24 protein-coding genes are annotated in these 24,351 nt (G+C 73.6%); 10 read left to right on the top strand and 14 right to left on the bottom strand.

Going from position 1 to position 24,351, the window contains the following annotated elements; translation table 11 throughout:
* Positions 1-53 precede the first annotated feature (53 nt).
* Entirely contained in the window at positions 54-926 is an 873-nt protein-coding gene (locus tag AKI01S_RS37025; protein ID WP_067828874.1) for a diacylglycerol/lipid kinase family protein, read from the top strand.
* A 105-nt stretch (positions 927-1,031) separates the two neighbouring features.
* Here the strand turns inward: AKI01S_RS37025 and AKI01S_RS37020 are convergent, their stop codons facing one another.
* Positions 1,032-2,519 carry an MFS transporter gene (locus tag AKI01S_RS37020; RefSeq protein WP_067828858.1) on the bottom strand — a complete coding sequence of 496 codons (1,488 nt, stop codon included), beginning with the start codon at positions 2,517-2,519 and terminating at the stop codon, positions 1,032-1,034.
* A 150-nt stretch (positions 2,520-2,669) separates the two neighbouring features.
* The gene (locus AKI01S_RS37015) at positions 2,670-3,116 is read right to left on the bottom strand and encodes a carboxymuconolactone decarboxylase family protein (RefSeq protein WP_067828855.1); all 447 of its coding nucleotides are present in this window, start codon (positions 3,114-3,116) and stop codon (positions 2,670-2,672) included.
* A 129-nt stretch (positions 3,117-3,245) separates the two neighbouring features.
* Here AKI01S_RS37015 and AKI01S_RS37010 point away from each other — a divergent pair, with 129 nt between their 5' ends.
* The gene (locus tag AKI01S_RS37010) at positions 3,246-4,148 is read left to right on the top strand and encodes a LysR family transcriptional regulator (RefSeq protein ID WP_169814080.1); all 903 of its coding nucleotides are present in this window, start codon (positions 3,246-3,248) and stop codon (positions 4,146-4,148) included.
* A 785-nt stretch (positions 4,149-4,933) separates the two neighbouring features.
* Here the strand turns inward: AKI01S_RS37010 and AKI01S_RS37005 are convergent.
* Positions 4,934-6,232 (bottom strand): VOC family protein, encoded by a 1,299-nt coding sequence (locus tag AKI01S_RS37005; RefSeq protein ID WP_067828853.1) that lies wholly within the window; start codon positions 6,230-6,232, stop codon positions 4,934-4,936.
* Entirely contained in the window at positions 6,225-6,758 is a 534-nt protein-coding gene (locus AKI01S_RS37000; protein ID WP_067828850.1) for an RNA polymerase sigma factor, read from the bottom strand. Before AKI01S_RS37000 ends, AKI01S_RS37005 begins: the two co-directional genes overlap by 8 nt.
* A 110-nt stretch (positions 6,759-6,868) precedes the next feature.
* Between AKI01S_RS37000 and AKI01S_RS36995 the strand changes: the two genes are divergently transcribed.
* Complete coding sequence (locus tag AKI01S_RS36995; protein WP_067828847.1) at positions 6,869-7,615, top strand: alpha/beta hydrolase; 747 nt, start codon at positions 6,869-6,871, stop codon at positions 7,613-7,615.
* Positions 7,616-7,849: 234 nt separating this feature from the next.
* Here the strand turns inward: AKI01S_RS36995 and AKI01S_RS36990 are convergent, their stop codons facing one another.
* Both AKI01S_RS36990 and AKI01S_RS36985 read right to left on the bottom strand, forming a co-directional pair.
* Positions 7,850-8,392, bottom strand: a complete 543-nt coding sequence (locus AKI01S_RS36990) for a gamma carbonic anhydrase family protein (RefSeq protein WP_218009959.1) — start codon at positions 8,390-8,392, stop codon at positions 7,850-7,852.
* Between the two features lie 59 nt (positions 8,393-8,451).
* A complete protein-coding gene (locus AKI01S_RS36985; protein ID WP_067828843.1) occupies positions 8,452-8,895 on the bottom strand; it encodes a hypothetical protein in 444 nt (147 codons plus the stop codon).
* A 125-nt stretch (positions 8,896-9,020) separates the two neighbouring features.
* Here AKI01S_RS36985 and AKI01S_RS36980 point away from each other — a divergent pair, with 125 nt between their 5' ends.
* From AKI01S_RS36980 to AKI01S_RS36970, 3 genes are all read left to right on the top strand, one after another.
* Entirely contained in the window at positions 9,021-9,920 is a 900-nt protein-coding gene (locus AKI01S_RS36980; RefSeq protein ID WP_067828840.1) for a type IV toxin-antitoxin system AbiEi family antitoxin, read from the top strand.
* 149 nt (positions 9,921-10,069) lie between these two features.
* Positions 10,070-10,972, top strand: a complete 903-nt coding sequence (locus AKI01S_RS36975) for an alpha/beta hydrolase fold domain-containing protein (RefSeq protein WP_067828838.1) — start codon at positions 10,070-10,072, stop codon at positions 10,970-10,972.
* A 137-nt stretch (positions 10,973-11,109) separates the two neighbouring features.
* Entirely contained in the window at positions 11,110-12,261 is a 1,152-nt protein-coding gene (locus AKI01S_RS36970; RefSeq protein ID WP_218009957.1) for an MFS transporter, read from the top strand.
* A gap of 259 nt (positions 12,262-12,520) precedes the next feature.
* On the opposite strand, the gene AKI01S_RS36965 is transcribed toward AKI01S_RS36970, so the two are convergent.
* From AKI01S_RS36965 to AKI01S_RS36940, 6 genes are all read right to left on the bottom strand, one after another.
* The gene (locus tag AKI01S_RS36965) at positions 12,521-13,579 is read right to left on the bottom strand and encodes a lysylphosphatidylglycerol synthase transmembrane domain-containing protein (protein WP_067828836.1); all 1,059 of its coding nucleotides are present in this window, start codon (positions 13,577-13,579) and stop codon (positions 12,521-12,523) included.
* A gap of 136 nt (positions 13,580-13,715) precedes the next feature.
* A complete protein-coding gene (locus tag AKI01S_RS36960) occupies positions 13,716-14,570 on the bottom strand; it encodes an oxygenase MpaB family protein (RefSeq protein WP_067828834.1) in 855 nt (284 codons plus the stop codon).
* A gap of 88 nt (positions 14,571-14,658) precedes the next feature.
* Positions 14,659-15,849, bottom strand: a complete 1,191-nt coding sequence (locus AKI01S_RS36955; RefSeq protein WP_067828832.1) for a thiolase C-terminal domain-containing protein — start codon at positions 15,847-15,849, stop codon at positions 14,659-14,661.
* 93 nt (positions 15,850-15,942) lie between these two features.
* Positions 15,943-17,010 (bottom strand): threonine aldolase family protein, encoded by a 1,068-nt coding sequence (locus AKI01S_RS36950; RefSeq protein WP_067828828.1) that lies wholly within the window; start codon positions 17,008-17,010, stop codon positions 15,943-15,945.
* Positions 16,991-17,701, bottom strand: a complete 711-nt coding sequence (locus AKI01S_RS36945; RefSeq protein WP_067828826.1) for an SDR family oxidoreductase — start codon at positions 17,699-17,701, stop codon at positions 16,991-16,993. The genes AKI01S_RS36950 and AKI01S_RS36945 overlap by 20 nt, the downstream gene beginning before the upstream one ends.
* A gap of 30 nt (positions 17,702-17,731) precedes the next feature.
* Entirely contained in the window at positions 17,732-18,352 is a 621-nt protein-coding gene (locus AKI01S_RS36940; protein ID WP_067828825.1) for a hypothetical protein, read from the bottom strand.
* A 460-nt stretch (positions 18,353-18,812) separates the two neighbouring features.
* Here AKI01S_RS36940 and AKI01S_RS36935 point away from each other — a divergent pair, with 460 nt between their 5' ends.
* On the top strand, positions 18,813-20,291 hold the full coding sequence (locus tag AKI01S_RS36935; RefSeq protein WP_067828820.1) for a helix-turn-helix domain-containing protein: 1,479 nt from the start codon (positions 18,813-18,815) through the stop codon (positions 20,289-20,291).
* Positions 20,292-20,327: 36 nt separating this feature from the next.
* Here the strand turns inward: AKI01S_RS36935 and AKI01S_RS36930 are convergent, their stop codons facing one another.
* The gene (locus tag AKI01S_RS36930; protein ID WP_067828819.1) at positions 20,328-21,008 is read right to left on the bottom strand and encodes a histidine phosphatase family protein; all 681 of its coding nucleotides are present in this window, start codon (positions 21,006-21,008) and stop codon (positions 20,328-20,330) included.
* Between the two features lie 71 nt (positions 21,009-21,079).
* Here AKI01S_RS36930 and AKI01S_RS36925 point away from each other — a divergent pair, with 71 nt between their 5' ends.
* Together AKI01S_RS36925 and AKI01S_RS36920 are read left to right on the top strand one after the other, a co-directional pair.
* Positions 21,080-21,445 carry a hypothetical protein gene (locus AKI01S_RS36925; RefSeq protein ID WP_067828817.1) on the top strand — a complete coding sequence of 122 codons (366 nt, stop codon included), beginning with the start codon at positions 21,080-21,082 and terminating at the stop codon, positions 21,443-21,445.
* Positions 21,446-21,509: 64 nt separating this feature from the next.
* Positions 21,510-21,881, top strand: a complete 372-nt coding sequence (locus AKI01S_RS36920) for a hypothetical protein (RefSeq protein WP_067828889.1) — start codon at positions 21,510-21,512, stop codon at positions 21,879-21,881.
* Positions 21,882-21,992: 111 nt separating this feature from the next.
* Here the strand turns inward: AKI01S_RS36920 and AKI01S_RS36915 are convergent, their stop codons facing one another.
* Positions 21,993-22,631 (bottom strand): nuclease-related domain-containing protein, encoded by a 639-nt coding sequence (locus AKI01S_RS36915; protein ID WP_245681930.1) that lies wholly within the window; start codon positions 22,629-22,631, stop codon positions 21,993-21,995.
* 446 nt (positions 22,632-23,077) lie between these two features.
* On the opposite strand from AKI01S_RS36915, the gene AKI01S_RS36910 reads away from it, so the two are divergent.
* Positions 23,078-24,351, top strand: a 1,274-nt coding sequence (locus AKI01S_RS36910) for a helicase-related protein (protein ID WP_281186191.1), incomplete at its 3' end; no start/stop codon positions are given.

Below are 24,351 nucleotides of genomic sequence, written 5' to 3'. Positions count from 1 at the left end.
TTTCACGCCCCGATTCGCGGCTACAACCGCTCCGGACGCGAGGAGGCGAGCGGATGCTGCTCATCACCAACGCCAGGGCCGGGACCTCCGACGCCGAGACGATCGACCGGGCCGAGGCGATCCTGCGCGAGGCGGGCCCGGTCACCCGCGTCGCCTGCTCGGAACCGGAGGACCTGGACCGCGCGCTGGCCGGGCACGACGACGGGACGGTCGTGGCGGCCGGCGGCGACGGCTCCATCCACACCCTGGTCCAGGCCCTGCACCGGCACGGGGAGCTGGAGGACCGGGTGGTCGGGCTGCTGCCCCTGGGCACCGGCAACGACCTGGCCCGCAACATGGGCATCCCGCTGGAGGCGGCGGCCGCCGCCCGGCTGGTCGCCGGGGAGGGGCGGCCGCGCGCCCTCGACCTCTTCGTGGACGACGCCGGCGGCGTCGTGGTGAACGCCGCGCACGTCGGTATCGGCGCCGAGGCCGCCGAGGCCGCGACGCGCTTCAAGCCGCTGTTCAAAACGGCCGCGTTCCCGCTGGGCAGCCTGCTGGCGGGGCTGCGGCACACCGGCTGGCGGCTGCGCGTGGAGGCCGACGGCGACCTGGTCACCGACGGCAGGGTGCTGATGGTCGCGCTCGGCAACTCCTCCGGCATCGCCGGGGGCAACGCCGATCTCGCGCCGGGCGCCTCCCCCAGCGACGGTCGCCTCGACCTGGTGGTCTCCGCGGCCACCGGACCGCTGGCCCGCGTCGGCTACGCCCTGCACCTGCGTTCCGGACGGCACCTGCGCCGCGACGACGTCGTCCGCACGATCGCCAAGGAGGTGTCGGTGAGCGGGGAGCCGTTCCGCGTCAACACCGACGGCGAGGTCTCCGAACCGGTGACCAGCCGCACCTGGACCGTGGTCCCCAGAGCCTGGCGCCTGCTGATCCCCTGACCCCACCCGGCTCGGATCCCATCCGGCCCCCCCATCGCGGCCTCCGACGGCGGAACGGTCCCGCCCGGTGTGCCGGGCGGGACCGTTCCCTCTGGTGATCCGCCGTCAGTGGCCGACCAGCACGGGCTTGGCCGCCTCCTCGTCGCCGGCCGGGTCGGCCGGCCCGGCGGGGCGGCCGGAGTCACGGTTGAGCAGCAGGAGCAGCGCCGTGGCCAGGCCCGCCAGCGCGAAGACCGCGGTGGCGGCGAAGCCGGCCTGGAAGCCGTCGTTCAGCGCCTCGGGGCTCGTGCCCCTGGTGTAGGCGAAGGCGACCGAGGAGGCGATCGCGATGCCGAGTGCCGCGCCGATCTGGAAGACCGCGTTGTTGATGCCCGACACCAGGCCGGACTCCTCGGCCCTGGCGCCCGTCAGCGACGCGATGGAGGCCGCGACGTTGGTGCTGCCGATGCCGGAGCCGAAGACCACCAGGCCGAAGAACAGGTCGCTCCAGTAGCCGCCGTCCGGGTCGATCTGGGTCAGCAGCAGCAGTCCGCCGAACAGCAGCGACATGCCGACGATCGCGATCGGCTTGTAGCCGACCCTGGCGACCAGCCGGGCGCTCACGTTGGCGCCGATGATCGACATGACGGCGTAGACCGCGGTGCTGAGCCCGAACCTCACGGCGCTGTAGCCGAGGACCTGCTGGGCGTAGAGGGAGGTGATCAGAGCCCCGCCGTACACGGCCATCGCGACGATCAGCATCAGGACGTTGCCGCCGACCACGGTGGGCGAACGGAAGATCCGCAGCGGGACCAGCGGCGCCTGCGACCGATGCTCGATCACGGTGAAGACCACGAACAGGACGACGGCGGCGACCAGCAGGCCGATCGTCTGGCCGCTGCCCCAGCCGACCAGCGGGGCCTCGGAGACGGCGTAGACCAGCATGGCGATGGCGGCGGTGACGGTCACCGCGCCGGCGGGGTCGAACCGGCGGCGCCCCTCCCGGACGGGGGTCTGCTTGAGCAGGCGCGGGCCGAACAGCAGCACCACGGCGACGACCGGGACGTTGATGTAGAAGATCCACTCCCAGCCGAGGCCGTCGGTGATCGGGCCGCCGATGAGCAGCGCGGCGGTGGCGCCGAACGCGCCGACGCCCGTCCAGATCCCCAGGGCCTTGTTGCGTTCGGGTCCCTCGGCGAAGGTGTGCATCAGCACCGCCATCGCGGTCGGGGTCATCACCGCGGCGGCCACGCCCTGCACGACCCGGGCCGCGACCAGCACGGTGTCGGTCCAGGCCAGCCCGCACAGCACCGAGGCGACGCCGAACAGGGCGGTGCCGAACAGGAACATCCTGCGGCCGCCGAGCAGGTCGGCGGTGCGGCCGCCGAACATGAGCAGGCCGCCGAAGCTCAGCAGGTAGGCGCTCATCACCCACTGGACGCCGCCGGGCGCGAAGCCGAGCTCCTGCTCGATCGAGGGCAGCGCCAGCATGACGATCTGCGAGTCGACGATGACCATGAAGAACGACGCCACCAGCAGGGTGAGCGCCAGCCATCTCCGCCGGTCGGGGGCGGCTTCCTGCGTCGTACGCCGGTCAGGGCGTGTCTGGGACATGGGAGTCCTCGTTTCCTTTCCTAGGACAGGCTGTCGTTCCCGACGTCCGGCGGGGTGCCGGCGGCACGTCGGGGCAGCACGAAGCCACCACGCGGGTTCCGCGGTGGTCGTGTCGTGGGGGGTGGGCTGTGTGCCCGAAGGGGAAGGTGCCTAGGGCCGAGGGGGAACCCTCGCGGCCAGGCACATGCGGTCCAGCGCGTTCGCGACGGAGACCGCCATGATCAGATTGGCGAGGTTGTAGGGGCCGAGCAGCCGTTCGGCCTCGCCGTACTCGTCGTCCGGCACTCCGCCGGCCGGAAGCCGGGTCATGACCTCGGTGAGGGCCAGCGCCGCCCGCTCCGACTCGGTGAACCGCTCCGAGTCGCGCCAGCCCGCCAGCTCGTTGAGCCGCTCCTGTTTCTCACCCAGGTGCAGCGCCTCCCTGATCCGCTGGGCCAGGAAGTACGCGCAGCCGTTGAGCTGGGCCACGCGGATCCGCGCCAGTTCTCTCAGCCGGTCATCGGTCAGCCCTTCGCGCCGGAGGACCTCCTCCAACTCGGACACCAGGCCGACGGAGCGCGGCGACACGGCGGCCAGTTCGATCCGCTGCCTGGTCATCGGGCTTCACCTCCTTTTCGTCGCTCCTGTGGTCTTCTGCCGGAGAACAGTGTGAATTCGAGGGGCGGCCGGGAACAACAGTGAAGTTCTCACCCTCCGGTAAGGTCCTCTTACCGAAGAAGGGCGCTGATGAACTGGCAGGAGCTGGAGACGTTCTTGACGCTGGCCGAGGAGCTGCACTTCGGCCGGGCGGCCGAGCGGCTGCACGTGTCGCGGGCCCGGGTGAGCCAGATGACCAAGGCGCTGGAACGGCGCGTCGGGGGCCCGCTGTTCGAGCGCACCAGCCGCCAGGTGTCGCTGACCCCGCTCGGGCGGCAGCTGCTGGACGATCTCGAACCGCACCACCACGGCGTCGTCGAGGCCCTGGCCAGGGCGTCCGACACCGCGCGCGGCACCGGCGGCGTCCTGCGCGTGGGATTCTCCAGCCCGCTGGCCAGCGAGCAGCTGATGACCATCATCGAGGCGTTCCGCAAGGATCACCCGAGGTGCGAGGTGCAGATTCGTGAGGTCCACCTGTCGGACCGTTTCGGCCTCCTGCGCAAGGGCGAACTCGATCTCCAGCTCATCGAGGTGCCCGTGGACGAGCCCGATGTGACCGTCGGCCCGGTCCTTTTCCGTGACCCGCTCGTTCTCGCGGTGTCCGGCACCCACCGCCTGGCCGACCGCGCGGCGGTCTCGCTGGAGGATCTGACCGACGAGACGGTGCTGGTCATCGATGGCATGGATGATTGTTTCAAGGCCCAGCTGATCCCGGATCGGACCCCGAGCGGCAGGCCCATCCGCCACCTGGCCACCACCCGGTACTGGCAGGAGTTGCTGGCGCTCGTCGCCGCCGGCGAGGGCGTCACCATCGCCGCCGCCCAGGGCACCCGCTACTACCCCCGCCCCCACCTGGTCTACATCCCGATCAAGGACGCCGATCCCCTTGAGTACGCGCTGCTGTGGCGTACGGCCAGCGTCTCGGCGAAGGGTCTGGCGTTCGTCCGAACGGCACTGGAGGCGTCCACCGCCACCAGGTCAGAGCCGCTCTAGCGCTCGGGCGGTTTCCCGAGCTCATGCCGCCCACCGACAGGCACCCGGACCTCAACCATGTCCGGCATCCGTCGGGCGCTCTGCGGCCTGATCCCGTCGGCCCACAACCGACGCCGAGACGTGTCGCGATCACAGCGCCGACCGGCATGCATCCCGACGGCTTGCCCCCGGCCGCCCGGCTTTGCCCCAGATCGACGGGATCGCCGCCACCAAAGCCGCTGAGTCACGTCATCGCGGCGCTGGACCGGTACCACGCTGGCGTGGACGTGAGACCGTCTTCCAAAGCCCTGGCTCACGGCGCTGGCTCACGGCGCTGGCTCACGGCGCTGGCTCACGGCGCTGGCTCACGGCGCTGGCTCACGGCGCTGGCTCACGGCGCTGGTCCACGGCGCTGGCTCACGGCGCTGGCTCACGGCGCTGGCTCACGGCGCTGGTCCACGGCGCTGGTCCACGGCGCTGGCTCACGGCGCTCGCCCGGGGGAGGGCTCGCGCCTCGCCACGTCTTGGCGAGCGCGACACCGCTTCGCGATCTGGTCTGCGGACCCTCGCCTCCAGCGTCGGGCCCGCAGACCAGGTAAGGCGCTCGCGTGCGTGGCTGGAGTCCACTTTGAAACAGGCTCTAGGTGGCCCGGCGGTGACGGGCCTGGTCCTGCTGGTGGTGCTGGGTAGGCGGGTTGCTACCAGTGCGCCTCCCGCCAGCGGGGGGCCGCCACCGTCGCAGGTCAGGTGGCGCCTGGGGCTCGTCCTGTCGCGGTCGGTCGCGGTTGACCGGACGCGGGGCGAGGTCAGAGCTGAGCCAGCCAGAACGGGGTGCCCTGGTTGTCGGTGCATTCGGTGGTGCGGCCGTAGGGGTGGTCTTCGGGGTCGGCGGCGGTGCCGCCGTGGTCGCGGACTCGGGTGATGGCCGTGCTGATGTCGGCGACCGTGAACGTCGGGACCGCGGCGGCCTCGCCGAATCCGCCGTGGAGGCCCGTTGCGGGGCGGACCTCGGTGCCGTGGTTGTGGACCCTCCAGCCGTCGGGGACGGTGCCGGGGGAGAACTCCCAGCCCAGGGCGGTGCTGTAGAACGCGCGGGCGCGGACGGTGTCGGGGACCTGGAGGGTCACGTGGGCGATCTCTCCGGGGGCCGGGACGGGGGTGACGGTCTCGTCCGGAACGGCGAGATCGGCGGTGGGCGGCTGGTAGAGCGAGAAGGGCAGGCCCTGGTCGTCGACGCACATCGAGGCCAGGCCGTAGGGCTCGTCGGTGGGTTCGCCGGCCTCCCCGCCCGCGGCTCGGATGCGGTGGATCGTGTCGTGGATGTCGGACACGGCGACGGCCAGGTGCAGGGTGCGGCGTTCCTCTCCGCCCCACAGGCCGATGTGCTGGTGGGGCAGGCCCTCGACCTGGCGTCCCTGGTGGCCGCTGCCGGGGGCGAACGACCATTCGAGCACCGCGCCGTAGAAGTCGGTGGCGCGAACGATGTCGGGCGTCCACAGGGAGGCGTAGCCGATGTCGCCGTGCCGGGGGGCGGCGGACACGGGCGGCATCGTGATCATCCAGCGGTGGCCGAACGGGTCGAGGACGACGCCGTTGCGGCCGAAGTCGTAGTCGGTGACGGGACGGACCGGGCGGGCGCCGAGTTCGACGGCGCGGTCGAAGATCGTGTCCACGTCCGGGACCCGCAGGTAGAGCGACTGGCTGGGGCCGCCCCGTGCGGTGGGGCCCAGCAGGTCGAGCTCGGGCCATTCGTCGGCGAGCATCAGCACCGAGTCGCCGACGGCGAGTTCGGCGTGGCCGATCCGGCCGTCCTCCATCACGATCGGCTCGCCGCGCAGCCGGGCCCCGAACGCCTCGGCGTACCAGTCCAGGGCGCGGCGGGCGTCGTCGACGCAGAGGTAGGAGTTCAGGGAGTGGAGCGTGGCGACGAGTCGCCGCTCCGGGGTGGCCGGGCGGGCGGTGGTCGCGGTGACCTGGGCGGACATGGTGCCTCCTGTGGGGCGCAGCAGGGCGCGGCGCAGGCGTTCGCGCAGCCGCGCGGCGAAGATCGGGTCGGGGGCGACCGGCTCGACCGGGGTGCGGAGGGCGTCCAGCGGATCAGTCATCTCGGCCCTCCTTCACATGGTCGGCGTAGGTCTGGCGGAAAGCGGCCCGGGCGCGCACCAGCAGCGCCTCGGTGGCGTGCACGGTGCGTCCCAGGAGCTCGGCGACCTGGGGGACCGGCAGGCCGTCGAGGTAGCGCAGGGTGAGCGCCGCCTGGTGGTGGGGCCCGAGATCCTCCAGGACCTCGCGGGCGACCAGGGCGTCCAGCCGTTCGTCCCAGGGATCGTCGGTGGGGGACAGCCCGCCCTCGATGGCGTGGAGGCCGCGCTCCTCCCGGGCGGCCCGGCGCCAGTGGTCGACGAGTTTGCGGCGGGCGACCCCGATCAGCCAGGCCGTGGTCAGCTCCGGCGGGTCCGGTCTGCGGACCGCCTCGACCGCGGCCAGGAACGTCTCGGCGGTGAGGTCCTCGGCCAGGGCCCGGCGGCCGCATCGGGACAGCAGGTAGCCGTAGACCTCCGGCAGCGCCACGTCGTACAGATCCAGAAGCGCCGGCCCGAGGTCCGGTTCGAGTCGTCCCGGTCGGCCCATACCCCTTCATCGTTTCGCGGGCCGGTTCTCCGACGGGCCATCACAAGATTTTTTGACCCGCGGGCGGAACACCACGGGAGGAGGTGCGGTATGCGGGGGATTAAAGCGGTGTGTCGTTCACGGAACCGCTGACGCTCTACACCGCCGACGGCGTGCGCATCGACGCCGGTCACCGGCGGGGCGAGAACGGGTGGTGCTTCATCGTCGCGCACGGTTTCACCTGCTCGTGGCGGCAGCCGATGCTGCTGCGGATCGCCGAGGGGCTCAACCGGCACGGCGGAGTGATCTCCTTCGACTTCCGTGGCCACGGCCGGTCCGGGGGCCGCTCGACGGTCGGGGACCGGGAGGTGCTCGACATCGAGGCGGCCGTCGCCGCCGCGCGCCGCCGGGGTTACGAGCGCGTCGCGGTCGCCGGGTTCTCGATGGGCGCCGCGGTGGCGGTACGACACGCGGCGCTGCACGGCGGCGTGGACGCGGTGGTGTCGGTGAGCTCGCCCGCGCGCTGGTACTACCGCGACACGGTGCCGATGCGCCGCGTTCACTGGGCGATCGAACGCCGCGCCGGTCGTCTGGCGGTACGGCTGGCGCGGCGCACCCGTGTCTCGGCCAAGGGATGGAACCCGACTCCCGAGGCCCCGTACGAGGTTGCGGGCCGGATCGCGCCGACGCCGCTGCTGGTGGTCCACGGCGACGCCGACCAGTTCTTCCCGCTGGAGCACGCGCGCCAGCTCTACGAGGCGGCACGCGACCCGCGCGAACTGTGGATCGAACCCTCCTTCGGCCACGCGGAGGTCTCCGCGACCCCGGACCTGATCGAACGCATCGGCGCCTGGGCGACGGCCTGGCCCCGACCGTGACCCTGGCTCACCGGCGCGGCCGGAGGCGCCGCGGACCGGTCGCGGCGCCTGACTCCGGTGGCGTGAAGGCTGTGGCGATTGCGAGGTCGGCCGGACGAGGCCGAGGCCCGTGCGGATGTGGCGCCTGTGGAAGCGTGACCGGGGCCGTACCGGCTGCACCGGTACGAGAAGGGGTGGGGCGAGCTGTCGGCCGCGCCCCGTGGGACGCGTCCCGACCAAGCCGTTGAGGCGCGGTCAATCGATGACGCGGTCGTCGCGGTGGGCGCCGTAGAACGCGGACTGGCGGGCCATGATCTCGCGCAGCGGCGTGCCGCGCGGCACGCCGTAGACGGTGCCGGGGAAGTCCATCCCCTGCTGCACCTCCCACAGCTCGTCATGCCGGTCGGGCGAGAACAGCTCGGCCGGATCACCGGCGGCGATCCAGCCGATGGGGACGACCGTTCCGGGCCCGATACGGGAATTGACGTGGAGCACGCTGTTTATGCGCAGCTCCGAACCGGTGCCCGCGACCGCGCCGGGAAAGATCGAGACGCCCGTCGCGACGAACACCTCGTCCTCGACGGTGGCGCCGTTGACATGGGCGTGCGGGCCGACCAGGACCGAACCGCCGAGCACCGCCGGATGCTCGGAACGGCCCTTGACCACGGCGTTCTCCATCACCGTCGTGTTGGCGCCGACCCGCACCTCGCCGTCTTCGGCCGTGAGCACCGCGCCGTGCAGCACACGGGCCCCCTCCCCCAGGACCACCGCCCCGCACAGCACGGCGGACGGTGCCACGTACGCGGAATCGGGAACGACGGGACGCGCCCCACGATGCTCCAGCAACATCTGACCTCCTAGGCGAATGCCTCGACGTCGGGCAACTCGGCGTTCCTGACCGGGGTGAACACCTCGCCCTCGTAGTGCCGCGCCTGGCAGGAGAAACGGACCGCCCGCGCCTCCAGCCACCGCAGCAGCGCGGTGACCTGCGGGAAACCGTCAGGGTGGATCTCCTGTCGCGCGGTCAGCGCCCAACCGCCGTCATCGCGGGGCTGGAACTCGGCGGACACGACCCCGCCGATGCGCCAGGCGGGCTCCCGGCGGGCCAGGACCGGGTAGGGGACCTGCTCGGTCCGGACCTGCCCGGTCTCGTCCTCGAACGCCTCGGCGAAGTCGGTCACGATGGTCAGGGTGTCCGGCTGCCGGCCGGTGCCCATGTGCCAGCGCAGCTCCGCGACCTCACCGCGCGACAGATCGGCGGGCAGGTCCGCGGACAGGATCAGTTCGTACACATCCGCCATGTCCGGCACCTTAGCTTGCGGGACCGTCATTTCGATCACCATGCTCCCCATCCGGGGGAGCGAGTTATCCACAGATCTCGCGGACGCCTTCCGGGGAGCGGCGGGCGACCCGCAGCATCGAGGGCATGAGCGAACTCAACGTCCTCTGGACCCGGTCCCCCAACGGCCACGTCGTGCCGGTCGCCCCCGGCGTCGGCTTCGCCCCGGGACCCGGCGCGTCCCTGACGGAACGAGCCAGGGCGATCAGCGGCCTGTTGCCGGAGGGGTGCGCCGTCGCGCGCCGCACGGCGGCCTGGATCTGGGGGCTGGACGTCTTACCCCCGGGAGTGAGCGCGATGGAGTGCGACGTCGATCTCGTCCTCGCGCCGGGACCGATGCCGCCGGGGCGTGACCCCCGCTGGACCGAGCTGCCCGACGACCACGTCGTGGAGAGGGACGGTGTGCGCGTGACGACGCTGGCCCGTACCGCCCTGGACTGCGTGCGCTGGTTGCCGCGCCGGGACGCCGTCGCGGCGCTGGACCAGTTCCTCCGGCGCGGCGTGTCCGAGAAGGAGCTGCGGGCCATGGCCCGCATCCTGACCGGCTACCGGAACAACACGAGGCTCAGCGCGCTGCTGGGCCTCGGCGACGGGGGCGCGCAGTCGCCGGGGGAGAGCTGGGTCCGCCTGATCACGATGGACGCGGGCTTTCCCCGCCCCCGCACCCAGATCCCGATACCGGGGCCGAACGACGAGCTGCTGTACGTCGACCTCGGCTACCCCGACTACCAGGTCGGCCTGGAGTACGACGGCGAGGAACACCACACCGGCCGCCGGGCACGCGCCCACGACGCCGCCCGACGCCGCTGGCTGAAGAAGGAGCGAGGATGGAACGTCATTCCGGTCACCAAGGACTTCCTGCCCCGGCCAGGCCCCTACCTGGAGGCACTGCTCACCACGCTGCTGCAACGCGGCTGGGAGCCCGGCGACGACACCATGGACCGAATAGCCACCCGCCTGGCCCGCCTCAACCGCCGCCGAAGATGACCCACCGGGAAAGACCCCACGAGCCGCCATAACGTATGGCCGCGCCGTATGGCCGCGCCGCACGGCTGCGACGCACGCGGCTGCGACGCACGGCTTCCGGGCTTCGGCCTGTCTTGTCTTCGTTCGTGTACGGGGAAGGAGTGGTTCGCATGCGTTTCCATTCGATTGCCGCTGCGCCTGGAGAGGGTGCCGCGCTGCGTGAGCAGATGTCGAAGCTGTTCGTTGATCCGCCGGTGTTGGATGAGCGGGCTGATCTCGTTCCCGTGCTGTCGTACACCGGGGGCGTGCCCGGGACGTGGGTCACCGCGCCCGAGGTCGTCGCGGGTGAGGCGGTGGGCGGGGCCGGGGTCACGGTCTACGTGCACGGCGGCGGGTTCTCGCAGAGTGAGCCGGCGCTGGAGGAGGTCATGGCCCTGCGGCTGTCGCAGGCCACGGGGCGGCCGGTGTTCCGGGTGGATTACCGGCTCGCGCCCGAGCATCCGTACCCGGCGGCCGTTGAGGACGTGGTGGCCGTCCACCGCAGCCTCGTGGAGCAGGGGGTGCCCGCCGATCGGATCCTGATGGTCGGGGAGTCGGCCGGGGCGACCCTGGTCCTGTCGGCGCTGCTGGTTCTGGCGGAGGCCGGGGACGCGTTGCCCGCGGGTGCCGTCTCGGTGTCGCCGGTTACCGACTTCGCCGTCGCCGGGGTGAACACCGGCGACGGCCGCGATGTCATGACCCCCGAGACGATGGCCGTCATCGCCGAGCACTACCTGGCGGGCGCGCCTCCGGATCAGGCGCCGCAGTCTCCGATCTACGGGGACTTCCGGGGAACGCCGCCGTTGCTGGTCGCGGTGGGAGCGGACGAGCTGCTGCTGGACGACGCGCGACGTCTCGCCCGCGCGGCTGCCGATGCGGGCGCGGAGGTCACCCTCGACGTCTACGAGGACATGCCGCATGCCTTCCATCTGGCTGTCCTGTTCGCGGAGGGGGCGTGGCCGCCCGTGGCCCGCACCTTCCTGGGGCGGCTCGCGGAGTGGGTGAGGCGGCTGGATTGCCGACGGATCATGTGATCGTTTAGCGTGACGGCATGTTCCTCCCCCGTGCGTAGGAGACGCGTCGGCCGGGTCCCGGGTGGCCCGCCCCTCGACGTCCCCCGCACACCCGCGCCGCGCCCGGAGCGCGTCGCGTTCTCTGAGGAACGACTCCCATGTCTTCGTATGCCGTCGTGTTGCGCGTTCCGCATGCCCGCACGACGTTCGCCGCCGCGCTGCTCGGGCGGCTGTCCTACGGAATCGTCTTCCTGTCGTTGACGCTGGCGGTCTCCCAGGCCACCGGATCGTATGCCGTCGCAGGCGTGGCGATGGCGTTGTTCGGGCTGGTCGGGGCGCTGGTGTCGCCGTGGCGGGCGGCGCTGGTCGATCGGCGCGGGCCGCGTCGGGTCCTGCCCGTGATGGCAGCCGCCTACGCGGTGTCGCTGGCGGGGCTCGCCGCTTCCAGCTGGCAACCGGGATCGTCGCGCGTGCTGCTGTGCGGGCTCGCGGCGCTGGGCGGGGCGTGCGCCCCGCCGCTGGGGCGGGTGATGCGGGCGCTCTGGGGCGAACTGGTGCCCGACCGGCGGCTGTTGCAGCGCGCGTTCTCGCTCGACACCGTCGCTAAGGAGCTCGTGTACGTCACCGGCCCGCTGGTGGCGGGGCTGCTCGCGGTGGTCGCGCGCCCCGCTGCCGGGGTAGCCGTGAGCGCCGCGTTGGTGCTCGTCGGAACGTTGGCGCTGGTGTCTTCACCGGCGGTGCGGGACATGCGAGGGCAGAGTGACAAGGAGCGGGACGAGCCGAAGCGGTCGTGGGGCGGTCTCGCCGGGCTGGAGCGGCCCATCGCGGTCGCGGCCGGGACCGGCTTCTGCCTGGGAGCTCTCCACCTCCTCGCCGTCGCGTTCACCGAGGAACGGTCGCAGGCGGCGGCCGTCGCATGGGTGGAGGCGTCGCTCGCGGCCGGGAGCGCCGTGGGCGGCCTCGCCTACGGGGCGGTGACGTGGCGCGCGGACGCGCGGGTGCGGCTGGCGCTGTTGGGGGTGCTGCTCGGGGGACTGGTCGCGGTGGCCGGGAGCATGCCCGGGGTGGTGACGCTGGCGGGAGCCGTCGGAGTCGCCGGACTCTTCGTGTCGCCGCTGCTGACCACCGCCTACCTGATCGCCGACGAGAGCGCCGGGCCGGGGAGCCGCACGCGGGCGGGAGCGTGGGTGAACACCGCCTTCAACGCCGGTTCCTCCGCCGGCACGGCCGGAGCCGGGACGCTCCTGGGCAGCGCCCCCTGGCGTGGTGCTCCGTCCTGGCAGCCCTACCCCTGCTGGTGGCCGCGGTAGCAACCAGTCGACGTTAAAAATCTACAATGTAAAGGAAGGGGCCGACCTCCACTTGACCAGCCCGTTCCGTGCTGGATCCTCCGTTGTGGACGTCGCTTCGCTCGGGTGTGGCTGGGGCCTGTGTCGAAGCGGGCGCCAGCCGCGCACGCGAGCCCGCGGGTCAGAGCGCGAAGCGATGTCGCGCGAGCGCTGTGGGTCAGGGGCTTGGAACGCGGCTGAGGTGTGGCGCGGGAGCCGCCAGGTCCTGTCCGGGGGCGGGTCACCGTTCTGGCGCTGTGTCGTGGCGGGGGTCGAGGGGGCGGCGGCGGAGGGTTCGGGACGTCAGCAGGCCGATGGGCACCGGGGCCCAGAACGTGATGGCCCGGAACAGCAGGACCGCCTGGAGGGCCGGGGCCGCCGTCACCCCCAGGGCGATCAGGGCTCCTGTCAGGGCGGCTTCGGTGGAGCCCACGCCGCCGGGGGAGGGGACCGCGGCGGCCGCCGCCGCGCCGACCAGGTAGGCCGTCAGGAACGGCAGGACGTCGCCGGGGCCGGCTCCCGTGCCGGGGACGGCCAGGGCGCTCAGGGCGAAGGCCAGGCCCAGCACGAACGTCGTCGCGGCCGAGGCCGTCACGGTCAGCAGGAGGTCGCGGGGACGGTGGGCCAGGTCGCGCAGGCCCGCCAGGGCGCGGGTGACGGCCGCCGAGCGGGCCGCGCGGCGGCCCCACAGGGCCGCGGCCGCGAGGAGGATCGCGCCCGCCGCCAGGAGCGGTTCGGGCGGCAGGAACGTCAGGGCGCGGGCGGCGTGGTCGCCCATGGTGTGGAGGGCGCGGTCGTCCGGGTCCACGCCGAGGATCAGCAGCAGGAGGATCAGGTCGGCGGGGGCGCCGGCGACCTGCATGACCGCCACCGCGACGGCGGCCCGGGTCAGGGGAAGGCCGTGGCAGACCAGGTAGCGGGTGTTGACGGCGATCGCTCCCAGGCCGCCGGGGGTGAGGCGGTTGGCCGCCGCCGCGGTGAACTGGGCCATCGTCGTGGGCAGCAGGGGGAGGGCGCGGCCGCTGGCGCCGCGCAGGGCCAGGGCCGCGAAGACGTAGTGCAGCACCGACAGGGCCGCCAGGGCGGGGACGTACTCCCATCGGGTGTCGCGGAACGCGGTGGCGAGCGTGTGCGTGGGGATCAGCAGGGCGGCCGTGGCCAGGGCGGCCAGCAGCAGGGCCGCAGTGAGGGTCCGGCGGGCGCGGGGTCGGCGGGCGCGGGGCCGGGAGGTCTCGGGGGCGGCGCCGCCGCCCGGGACGGCGGGCGCCGTTCGCTCAGCGCCGGCGGCGATCGTCTCCACACCTTCGGTTGTCGGCTCGTTGCCTGAAGGCCGGGGGACCTTCGGGTGCCGCGCGGGAGAACACCTCCCGGCGGTCGGGGGGATCATGCCCGGGGGAGGCGGCCGGTGAACCTGGCCTTCCGGTGTGTGACGGGTTTCAGGCGGCGGGGCGGTACCGCTGGTCGCGGGTGTGGGCGCCGATGTAGCGGAGCGCGGTGCGCAGGGCCCAGTGGTTCAGGCCGCCGGGGAGCATGCGGTAGCCCTGCCGGTGGGCCAGGGCGAGGGCGGTGAAGCGGGCCTGGTCCAGGGGGCTCCAGGGGATGTCGAAGCGGGTGCGGACGATCGGGGGCAGGCAGCCGAAGGTGATGAGGCGGAGGGGGCGTTCGGCGACGAGGCGTCCGGCGCGTTCGGCGAGGGGGCCGCCGACGGGCAGGAGGGTGACGGTGCCGGAGCCGTGCCGGGCGATGTCGAGGGCGCGGGCGGCGGCGGGGGTGAGTTCCAGTTCCCGGGCGCACACGTGCCAGAACCGGGACTGGAACGCGGCGTGGTCGGGCGGGACGGGCCGCATGCTGACGCCGTAGCGGGCGTACCAGGTGACGGTCTCGGCGTAGAGGCGTTCGCGGTCCTCGGCGGTGAGGGTTCCGGGGTGGAACAGTTCGGCGGCCTTGAAGATCTCCCAGGTGAAGGTGGCGTGGGCCCACCAGAACGTCTCGGGGTCGAGGGCGTGGTAGCGGCGGCCGTGCTCGTCGGTGCCGCCGATGGCGCGGTGCAGGTCGCGGATGGCGCGGGCGCGTTCGGGGCCGTCGGGGGCGAGGATGGTGGCCCAGATCTGGGGGACCGAGCGGTGGATGCGGTCGAAGGGGGCGTCGAAGAACGCCGAGTGCCGGGCGACGCCCGCGCCGATGCCGGGGTGCATGAGCTGCATGAGTCCGGCGGCGGCTCCGGGCAGTAGGGAGCGCAGGTCGCCGGCGTACTTCCGGAGCAGGCAGCCGGGTTCGAGGGGCGCGGTCATCCCACCTCCTGGAGGTCGCTGCCTGCCAGGGTGGCCGATCGTGAGACGTGAGTCAATATTCGTCTCACGTCCGCCACCCTGGGGCGGGTCAGGAGGCGGGCCGGTAGACGGCGACGGCGCAGGCGCTGCCGAGGCCGATGTTGTGCTGGAGGGCGAGGCGGGCGCCCTCGACCTGGCGGGCGCCGGCCTCGCCGCGCAGCTGCCAGGTGAGCTCGGCGCACTGGGCGAGGCCGGTGGCGCCGAGGGGATGGCCCTTGGAGATCAGGCCGCCGGAGGGGTTGACGACCCAGCGTCCGCCGTAGGTGGTGGCCCGCTCGTCGACGAGCTTGTGGCCCTCGCCGACCGGGGCCATGCCGAGGGCCTCGTAGGTGATGAGCTCGTTGGCCGAGAAGCAATCGTGCAGTTCGACGACGTCCACGTCGTCGATGGAGACCTCGGCCTCCCGCATGGCGGCGCGGGCGGCGCGTTCGGTGCAGCCGAAGCCGACGGCGGCGATCGAGGAGTGGTCGGCGAAGCTGTCGGGGGTGTCGGTGGCGATGTGGTGTCCGGCGATCTCGACCGCACGGTCCCCGAGGCCGTGCTCGTCCACGAAGCGCTCGCCGGCCACGATCGCCGCGGCGGCCCCGTCGGAGGTGGGGGAGCACTGGAGCTTGGTGAGCGGGTCGAAGATCATCGTGGCGTTCCTGACGTCCTCCAGGGAGTACTCGTCCTGGAACTGGGCGTAGGGGTTGTTCACCGAGTGCTTGTGGTTCTTCCAGCCGATCCAGGCGTAGTGGTCGGGGGTGGAGCCGTACCTCTCCATGTGCTCGCGGCCCGCGTTGCCGAACATCTGCGGCATCGGGGCCTTGTCGATCTCCCAGGGGCGGCCGGAGGTCATCGCCTTCAGGTGGTGGTCGATGATGGTGACCTTGGACTTGCCGACGCCCGCGCCCAGCGAGCCCTTCTGCATCTTCTCCATGCCGAGGGCCAGGACGCAGTCGGCCAGCCCGCCGCGCACCGCCTGGCGGGCCAGGAACAGGGCGCTGGAGCCGGTGGCGCAGGCGTTGGCGACGGTCATCACCGGGATGCCGGTCATGCCGACCTCGTACAGGGCGCGCTGGCCCATCGCGCCGTACATGGAGCCCGCGTAGGCCTGCTGGACGCGGTCGTAGGCGATCCCGGCGTCGGTGAGGGCCTTGCCGACGGCCTCCTTCGCCATGTCGGGGTACTCCCAGTCGCGGGAGCCCGGCTTCTCGAACTTGGTCATGCCCACGCCGATGACGAACGTGCGGTTGGCCATGGGAGTGCCTCCAGTGCCGAATCGGGTTCAGTCCACGATAGCCTTTTCTATCTAACGATTGTTAGGTAGGGGGGCGGCCGGGGCCGCCCGGGCTCAGGAGCCCAGCTCCTCCGCCAGTGCGGCGGCGAACGCGGCCACGTCCCGCTCGGTGGTGTCGAACGAGCACACCCACCGCACCATGCCGCGGTCCTCGTCCCACACGTAGAACGGCGACCGCTTGCGCAGACGCTCGATCACCTCGTGCGGCAGCACGGCGAACACGGCGTTGGCCTCCACCGGGTGGGCGATCTCCACGCCGGGCAGGCCGCGCACCGAGTCGGCCAGCAGCCGCGCCATGGCGTTGGCGCCACGGGCGTTGCGCAGCCACAGGTCGCCCTCCAGCAACGCGACGAGCTGCGCCGACACGAACCGCATCTTCGACGCCAGCTGCATCCCGGCCTTGCGCAGGTACTCGACGCCGCGCACGGCCGCCGGGTTCAGCACCACGATCGCCTCGCCGAACATCAGGCCGTTCTTGGTGCCGCCGAACGACAGCACGTCCACCCCGGCGTCGGTGGTGAACGCCCGCATCGGCGCGTCCAGCGCGGCGGCGGCGTTGGCCAGGCGCGCGCCGTCCATGTGGACGAGCATCCCGCGCTCGTGGGCGGCGGCCGCGACGGCGGCGACCTGCCCGGGGGTGTAGACGGTGCCGAGCTCGGTGCTCTGGGTCAGTGACACCACGCGCGGCTGGGCGTGGTGGGCGTCGCCGAAACCGCGGGCGTGCCGGGCGACGTCGTCGGGGGTGAGGCGGCCGTCGCGGGTGGCGACCGGGACCAGCTTGATCCCGGCGACCTTCTCGGGCGCGCCGCACTCGTCGGTGTTGACGTGCGCGGTCGCCGGGCAGATCACCGAGCTCCAGCGGTCGCACATCGCCTGGAGGCCGACGACGTTGGCGCCGGTGCCGTTGAAGACCGGGTAGGTCTCGGCCTGCTCGCCGAAGTGGCGGCGGAACACCTCGCGCGCGTGGGCGGTGACGGCGTCGTCGCCGTAGGCGGGCTGGTGGCCGGTGTTGACGGCGGTGACGGCGGCCAGGACGTCGGGGTGCGCCCCGGCCTGGTTGTCGCTGGCGAAGCCGCGGCCGGCGTCGAGCCCGGCGGCGAGGTCAGGAAGCGGAGAGGTCAACGCGGGTTCCGTTCAGTCGCGCGGCGGGACGGTCCCACAGCCCGGCGACGGCCGCGGCCAGGTCGTCGACGTGCGTGAGGCCGGTGAAGGGGTCGTCCGGGCGCTCGCGGCGCATGGCGTCGGTCAGCAGGGCCTGGACGACCAGGATCGTGGCGGCGGCGTCGGGCAGGTCCCCGAACGCGTCGGCCATCGCCAGCGTCCACGCCTCGGCGGCGGCCTTGGCGGTGGAGTAGGCGGGCGCGTCCTGGACGGGCCGTCGGGCGGCGTGCTGGGAGACGATCGCGACCCGGGCGCGCGGGGAGCGGCGCAGGTGGCCGTGGAACGCCAGCGTGGCGTGCTGGAGCGTGCGGACCAGCAGGTCGTGCAGGAACGCCCAGTCGGCCAGGTCGGTGTCGCCGAACGGGACGCCGCCGCGCCAGCCGCCGACCAGGTGGACCAGCCCGTCCACGCCGCCGTGCTCGGCCGCGACCGCGTCGGCCCAGGCGCGGGTGCCCTCGGCGTCGAGCAGGTCCACCACGGCGGGGGAGACGTTCTCGTCGTCCCACCGGTGGGGGACCCGGCCGGCGGCCACCACGCGCGCGCCGGAGGCGGCCAGCCGCCGCACGACCGCCTGCCCGGCGGCGCCGGCGGACCCGGTGACCACGACGACGCGGCCCCGCGGCGGGACGGAGGGATTCGAAGGATCGGTCATGGGCTCATTGTGCCCGTGCCGGAACCGGTCTCAGGCGTGGGCCTCGCCCCGGCCCAGCGGCTCGGCCAGGCGTTCGGCGGCGTGCCGGGGCTGGTCGGCGATCTGGTCGGTGATCTGGTCGGGGACCGGGCCGACCGCACGGCCGCCGAGGCGCTCGCGCAGCGCGTCCACGTCGTCGCCCAGCCGCGCCAGGGTGGCCTGCAGCTCCCGCCACAGCCCGGCGCGCTGCTCGGTCTGGGCCAGCCGTCCGCGCAGGTCGCCGATGCGCCGGTCCAGGATGTCGAGGCGGACGCGGGCGGCGTCGTCCTCCTTGCCCGCCCGGATCATGCCGGTGGCGACGACGGTCAGGTCGCGTTCCAGGTCGTCCAGCCGCTCGTCCAGGCGCGGCAGCAGCCGGTCGTTGAGCTGGACGACCAGCGAGTCCAGTTCGGCGCGCACCGCGCGCAACCCCGCGTCCTGCTCGCGCAGGCGCTCCTCCAGCCGCGCGATCCGCTCGCCCTGGACGGCCACCAGCCGCTCCAGCTCCACCGGGCGCGTCAGCTCCCGTGCCAGGCCGCGGAGCAGGTCCCCGGGGGTGGCCGGCAGGCGACCGCGCAGCTGGCGGTCGGCTTCGGAGACGATCCGGCGGACCAGACCCGACAGAACGGCCATGACACTCCTCGGCAAGGGGATCGGGGTGGATGCCCCTTGAACTCTAGGCGAACCATGTCGAAACGAGTCATGTTCTCCCTGGGGCGGGAGCCGGAACATGGGGCGCGCACAGGCACAGCCCATGCCGGAGGATCAGCCGGGCACGGTCGGCGGTGTAGTCGGCAGGGCCACGCGCCGGGCGCACCCTGCGGCAGGTCAGGCACAGCATCGCGTTCCCCCTCGGCGTCACCGGAGCCGTCGCCGGCCGGGACCTCCCCCCATCGCCGCCGCGCGTCCCGCGGAACGCGCGGCGGCGGGTCCCGATCCCGGCGACCGGGCTCCGGTGCACGCCCGTACGGTAGGACGGACCAGGTTGCATGCACGTTGCGACCGCCCGTGCACGCACGGCGAGACGTCCCAGGTGATTCCTTTTTCCGGAATGGGTTGCGCGGGGGGACACCGCGGGTGATCCTCGGAGTCCATGGGGCAGTACTCGTCAGCGCCGCTCCCGCACCTGCACCGCGAGCCCGCGGACCTGCTCCCGCTGCTGAGCGAGGAGCACGCCCGCACCCAGGACGGGCGGGGGCGCGGGGGAGCGCGGCCGGTCATCCGGGAGTCGTGGGAGCGGGCCCGCGCGGCGGGCGTGGACCCCGGGGTCCGGGCCGCTCCGCTGGTGTTCGACCGCGACGTCGTCGCCGACGTGCGCGGCACCCATCCGCTGGACCGGCACCTGCCGATGCTGCGGGGGCTGCTGCGGTCGGTCGCCGACGAGGCCGAGCACCTGATCGTCGTCACCGACGAGCTCGGGCGCGCGCTGTGGACCGAGGGACCGCCGGGGGTGCGGCGCCGCGCCGACGAGGTCGGGCTGACCGAGGGGTTCTGCTGGGCCGAGAACGCGGTCGGTACCAACGGCATCGGCACCCCCCTGGTCACCGGACGCCCCGAGTACGTCTACTCCGCCGAGCACGTGGTGTCGGTGCTGCACCGCTGGTCGTGCGCGGGCGCGCCGGTCACCGACCCGGACTCGGGCCGGGTGCTGGGCTGCGTGGACGTCAGCGCCACCCTGGACCGGCTGCACCCGGCCACCGTCGCGCTGGTCGGGGCCACCGCGCGGCTGGTGGAGGAGCGCCTGGCGGACCGGATGCGCGCCGCCGACGACCGGCTGCGCGAACGCTACGGCCGCTACGTCGGCGGCGACGGCCTGCTGGTGACCGCGACCGGCCGGGTGCTGGCGGGCGCGGCGCGCTGGCGGGGGCGGCGCGTGGAGGTCCCCGCGTCCGGCGGGCGGCTGGTGCTGCCCGACGGCGGCCTCGCCCTCGCCGAACCGGTCGGCGAGGTGTTCCTGGTCCGGCACGTCGAGCCGCCCGCCCCGGACCGCCGGCCGCTGCTGGCCCTCACCCTGCTCGGCGACGCCGCCCCGGCCGCGCGGCTGGACGGCCGCCCGGTGCCGCTGTCGCTGCGGCACGCCGAGATCCTCGTCCTGCTGGTGCTGCACCCGCACGGCCTGACCGGCGAGCGGCTCGCCTGGCACCTGTACGGCGAGGAGGGCAGCCCCGTCACCGTGCGCGCCGAGATCCACCGGCTGCGGTCCGCGCTGGGCGGGGTGGTGCGCGCCCGCCCCTACCGGCTGGACTGCGAGGTGGAGGCCGACCTGCTGGCGGTGCGGCGGCTGCTGGAGGCGGGCGAGGTCGCCGCGGCGGTGCGGGTGTGCCGGGGCGAGCTGCTGCCCCGGTCGGACGCGCCCGCGATCCGCGCCGAACGCGACGAGCTGGCGGTGCGGCTGCGCCGGCAGGTCCTGACCCGCGGCGGCATCGCCGGGCTGTGGGACTACGTCACCGGCGGCCCGGGCCGCGACGACCTGGAGGCGCTGGAACGGCTGCACGCCCTGCTCCCGCCGGACGACCCCCGGCACGCCGCCGTCGCCGCCCGCGCCGCCACGCTGCTGGCCGGCGGGGACTGAACGCCGCGCCGGGAGGAACCCCGTGCGGGCCGGGCGTCAGGCCAGGTGGGAGATGTCGTTGTAGATGATCGGGCACAGTCGCCCGCCGTCGTGCCGCCACCGCGACACCGAGCAGTTGCCGATCGGCGTCTTCTCGATCTCCAGGATCTCCGGCTCCGACAAACCCTCCACCACGTACCGCGTCATCACCACGATCGCGTCGTGCGCGACCGCCAGCACCCGCCCGCCGGGCTCCTGCTCGTGCAGGTCCCGGTACAGGGAACGCAGCCGCAGGGCCAGGTCCGCCCACGACTCGCCACCGGGCGGCCGGTAGTAGAACTTGCCGATCCGCCGCTTGCGCGTGTACTCCTCGGGGAACCGCGCGCGGATCCCGAACGAGGTCAACCCCTCGAAGACGCCCTGGTCGCGGTCGCGCAGCCGCTCGTCGACCCGGACCGGCACCGCGTAGGGCGCCTGCTCCAGCGCGATCCGCGCGGTCTCGGCGGCCCGCAGGAACGGGGAGGTCAGCACCAGCGTGGGCCGCTCGCCCTCGGGCAGCGCCGCCAGCCACCGGCCCAGGCCCGCGGCCTGGACACGGCCCGTCTCCGACAGGGGGATGTCGGCGTCGCGCTCCAGGATCCCGGTCTCCTCGGCGCCCCGCTCGTAGGCGGCGCGGTAGGCCACGTTGCCGGTGCTCTCGCCGTGCCGGGTCAGGATCAACCAATCGAGCGTGTCCACCCCAGCATGATTCCACGCCGCGCGAGCCCGTGCGGCCGTGCTCTACAGCCGGTAGTAGTCTCGGAGGTCCTATGTCGAACGCCCTGTCCGTCGTGATCATCGTGGTGGCGCTGCTGGCCGCCGCCTACAGCGCCGTGACCGCCGTCCGCAACCGGGCGATGGGCTGGGGGGACCTGGCCGCCCTCGGCGTGCTGGAGGTCCTGCTGGTCGTGCAGGCCGTGGTCGGGTTCGTGAAGCTGTCGGCCGGCGAGGGGCCCGGTGACAGCGCGACGTTCATCGGCTACCTGCTGGCGATCCTGGTGATCCCGGTCGCCGGGGCCGGCTGGGGGCTGCTGGAGCGCTCCCGCTGGGGACCGGGCGTGATCGTCGTCGCCGGGCTGTCGGTGGCGGTCATGATCGAACGCATGCGGCAGATCTGGACGGGAACCGTTGGCTGAGCGCACCACCCCCACCGGGCCGGCCGGCCCCTCCGCCCCGGGCACCGGCAGCGGCCCCGGACGGATGCTGGTCGCCGTCTACGCGGTCTTCGCGCTGGCGGCGGGCTGCCGCGCGGGCGTGCAGATCGCCACGCGCTTCGACGAGGCCCCCGTCGCCTACGCGCTGTCGGCGGTGGCCGCGGCCGTGTACGTGCTGGCCACCGTCGCGCTGGCCCGCGGCGGGCGGACCTCCCGCCGCGTCGCCGTCGCCGCCTGCTCGGTCGAGCTGGCCGGGGTCCTGGTCGTCGGGACGCTCAGCCTGGCCGACCCCGCCGCGTTCCCCGACGCCACCGTCTGGTCGGCCTACGGGCGCGGCTACGGGTTCGTCCCGCTGGTGCTGCCGGTCATCGGCCTGTGGTGGCTGTGGCGCACCGGCCGCCGCGCCGCCCGCGCCTGAGACGGGGACCGGGGCCGGAGCGGAGAAAGCAGAGCGGAGAAAAGAGCGCCGCCCGTACGGGGAGGGTCGCCGGACCCGTACGGGCGGTGTTCGTGGGACGGCCGGCCGCTCTCAGGCCGCCGTCTGCATGGTGTGGCCGCCGATGGGCAGGACGTGCACGCCGGCGCGCGTGATCTCCTCGACGCGTTCGGCCGGGTACTCGGCGGTGGGGTTGCGGCGCATCCAGCGCAGCAGCGCCAGCGGCGGCGCGAACACGATCCCGTCGGCCTCGAACGGCGCGCGCGCCAGCCGTCCGCCGTGCACCGCCAGCACCGGGGTCACCGTGACCGGCTCCCCGGTCCGCTCCGACAGCAGCCGGGCCGTCTCCCGCGCCGCGCCCGTCAACCTTTTGACCAGCGCGGACTGGGTGCGGCCGTCGATGAACAGCCGCCCGCCGTAGGGCGCGACCTCGGCCTCGGGGTGCCAGGCCTCGTTGTGCACCAGCCAGACCCCGCCCGGACCGATCACGATCTGGTCGGCCCTGCCGTACCCGGGAACGGTGCGCGCGTGCAGCACGCGGTGACCGCGGCGTTCCAGGGTGTGCCGCAACCACCGGTTCATGCGCTCCTCGCCGCGCAATCCGCGCCGCCATACCGAGGATGCGTTGTAACCGCGCCAGTGGAAGTAGGCGTCCAATACCGTCACCACAAGAGCCATGACGATGCCGAAAACTGCGTTCACCAGCATCCCGCACAGTACGAACGTGAGCACCGCGAAAATTGCACGGTTCCTTACACGGCTCTTTCGTCCGCGTTGCCAGAGTTCCTCGTAGACGGCCTGCGGCGTGCCTCCGGTGAAGGCCGCGCGGTCCCTGAGATAGATAGAGCTTCCGATCACCGCTGTTCCTCCTGCCCCGGTGTTGACGAGCCGATTATGGGCATACCCGGGACAATGGGGCGGGCCATCATGTGGTGAGGGAACTAGAACCCGAAAGTCACCGACGGTGGAAGAGATATCGCAGTACGCGGCTTTTGGTGAAGCTTTTATTGTGCGTTCTTGGCGCTCCCTTGAGAAGGTTTCAAAGGCGCGGCGAAAAGGGCGGTGAAACTATCACCGCAAGAATCGTGACCGCTTTCGGCCGGTGGGATTCGTCACATTCGCCGGAAGTGTACACGGGCCGTTCCCGACGGTGAGCGCCAGCGCGGCACACTGGTGCGATGCGCACCGGCCCGACCACCGACCGCCTGCGGGAGGCCCTCGACCTGCCCGTCCGCCACGCCGTGCCCGGCCTGCGCGCCGCCCTGGCCGACCGGGGCCTGGCCGTGCTCGCCGCGCCGCCCGGCACCGGCAAGACGACCCTGGTCCCGCTCGCCCTGGCCGGGCTGACCGGGAAGGACGCCGGCACGCCCGGCCGCGTCGTGGTGCTGGAGCCCCGGCGGCTGGCCGCCCGCGCCGCCGCCCGCCGGATGGCCTGGCTGCTGGGCGAGGGCGTCGGCGGCCGCGTCGGCGTCACCGTGCGCGGCGAGCACCGGCCCGGCACGGCCGTCGAGGTCGTCACCACCGGGGTGCTGCTGCGACGCCTCCAGGACGACCCCGAGCTCGCGGGCGTCGGCACCGTGATCCTCGACGAGTGCCACGAACGCCACCTGGACGCCGACACCGCGCTGGCGTTCCTGCTGGACGCCCGGGCGGCGCTCCGCCCCGACCTGCGGATCGTGGCCGCCTCCGCCACCGCCGACACCGCGCCCTGGGCGGCCCTGCTGGGCGGCGACGACGGCCCCGCGCCGGTCGTGGAGACCGAGGCCGCCCTGCACGACGTCGTGGTGGTGTGGGCCCCGCCGGACCGCCCGCTCCCCCCGCCGCACGGCATGCGCGTCGACCCCGCCCTGCTCGCGCACGTCGCCGCGACCGTCCGCCGCGCCCTGGCCGAACGCGACGGCGACGTGCTGTGCTTCCTGCCCGGCGTCGGGGAGATCGCCCGCGTCGCCGGGGCGCTGGCCGGCGTGGACGCCGAGGTGCTCCAGGTCCACGGCCAGGCCGGGCCCGCCGCGCAGGACGCGGTGCTGGCGCCGGGCCGGCGACGGCGCGTCGTGCTGGCCACCTCCGTCGCCGAGTCCAGCCTCACCGTCCCCGGCGTGCGGATCGTGGTGGACTCCGGGCTGGCCCGCGAACCCCGCACCGACCACGCGCGCGGCCTCGGCGCGCTCACCACCGTCCGCGTCTCCCGCGCCGCCGCCGAGCAGCGCGCCGGCCGCGCCGGGCGCGAGGCCCCCGGAACGGTGTACCGCTGCTGGACGGCGGCCGAGCACGGACGCCTCGCGCCCCGCCCCCGCCCGGAGATCGAGCTGGCCGACCTGACCGCGTTCGCGTTGCAGGCCGCCGCCTGGGGCGACCCCGACGCCCGCGACCTGGCGCTGCTCGACGCGCCCCCGCCCGCCGCGCTGCGGGCCGCCCGGGCCACGCTGCGGGCGATCGGCGCGACCGGGCCGGA

It is taken from the genome of Actinomadura kijaniata NBRC 14229, from assembly GCF_001552175.1.
GTDB lineage: Bacteria > Actinomycetota > Actinomycetes > Streptosporangiales > Streptosporangiaceae > Spirillospora > Spirillospora kijaniata.
Note: the sequence above shows the minus strand (reverse complement) of the source record. Positions and strands in the feature narration are given on the sequence as shown.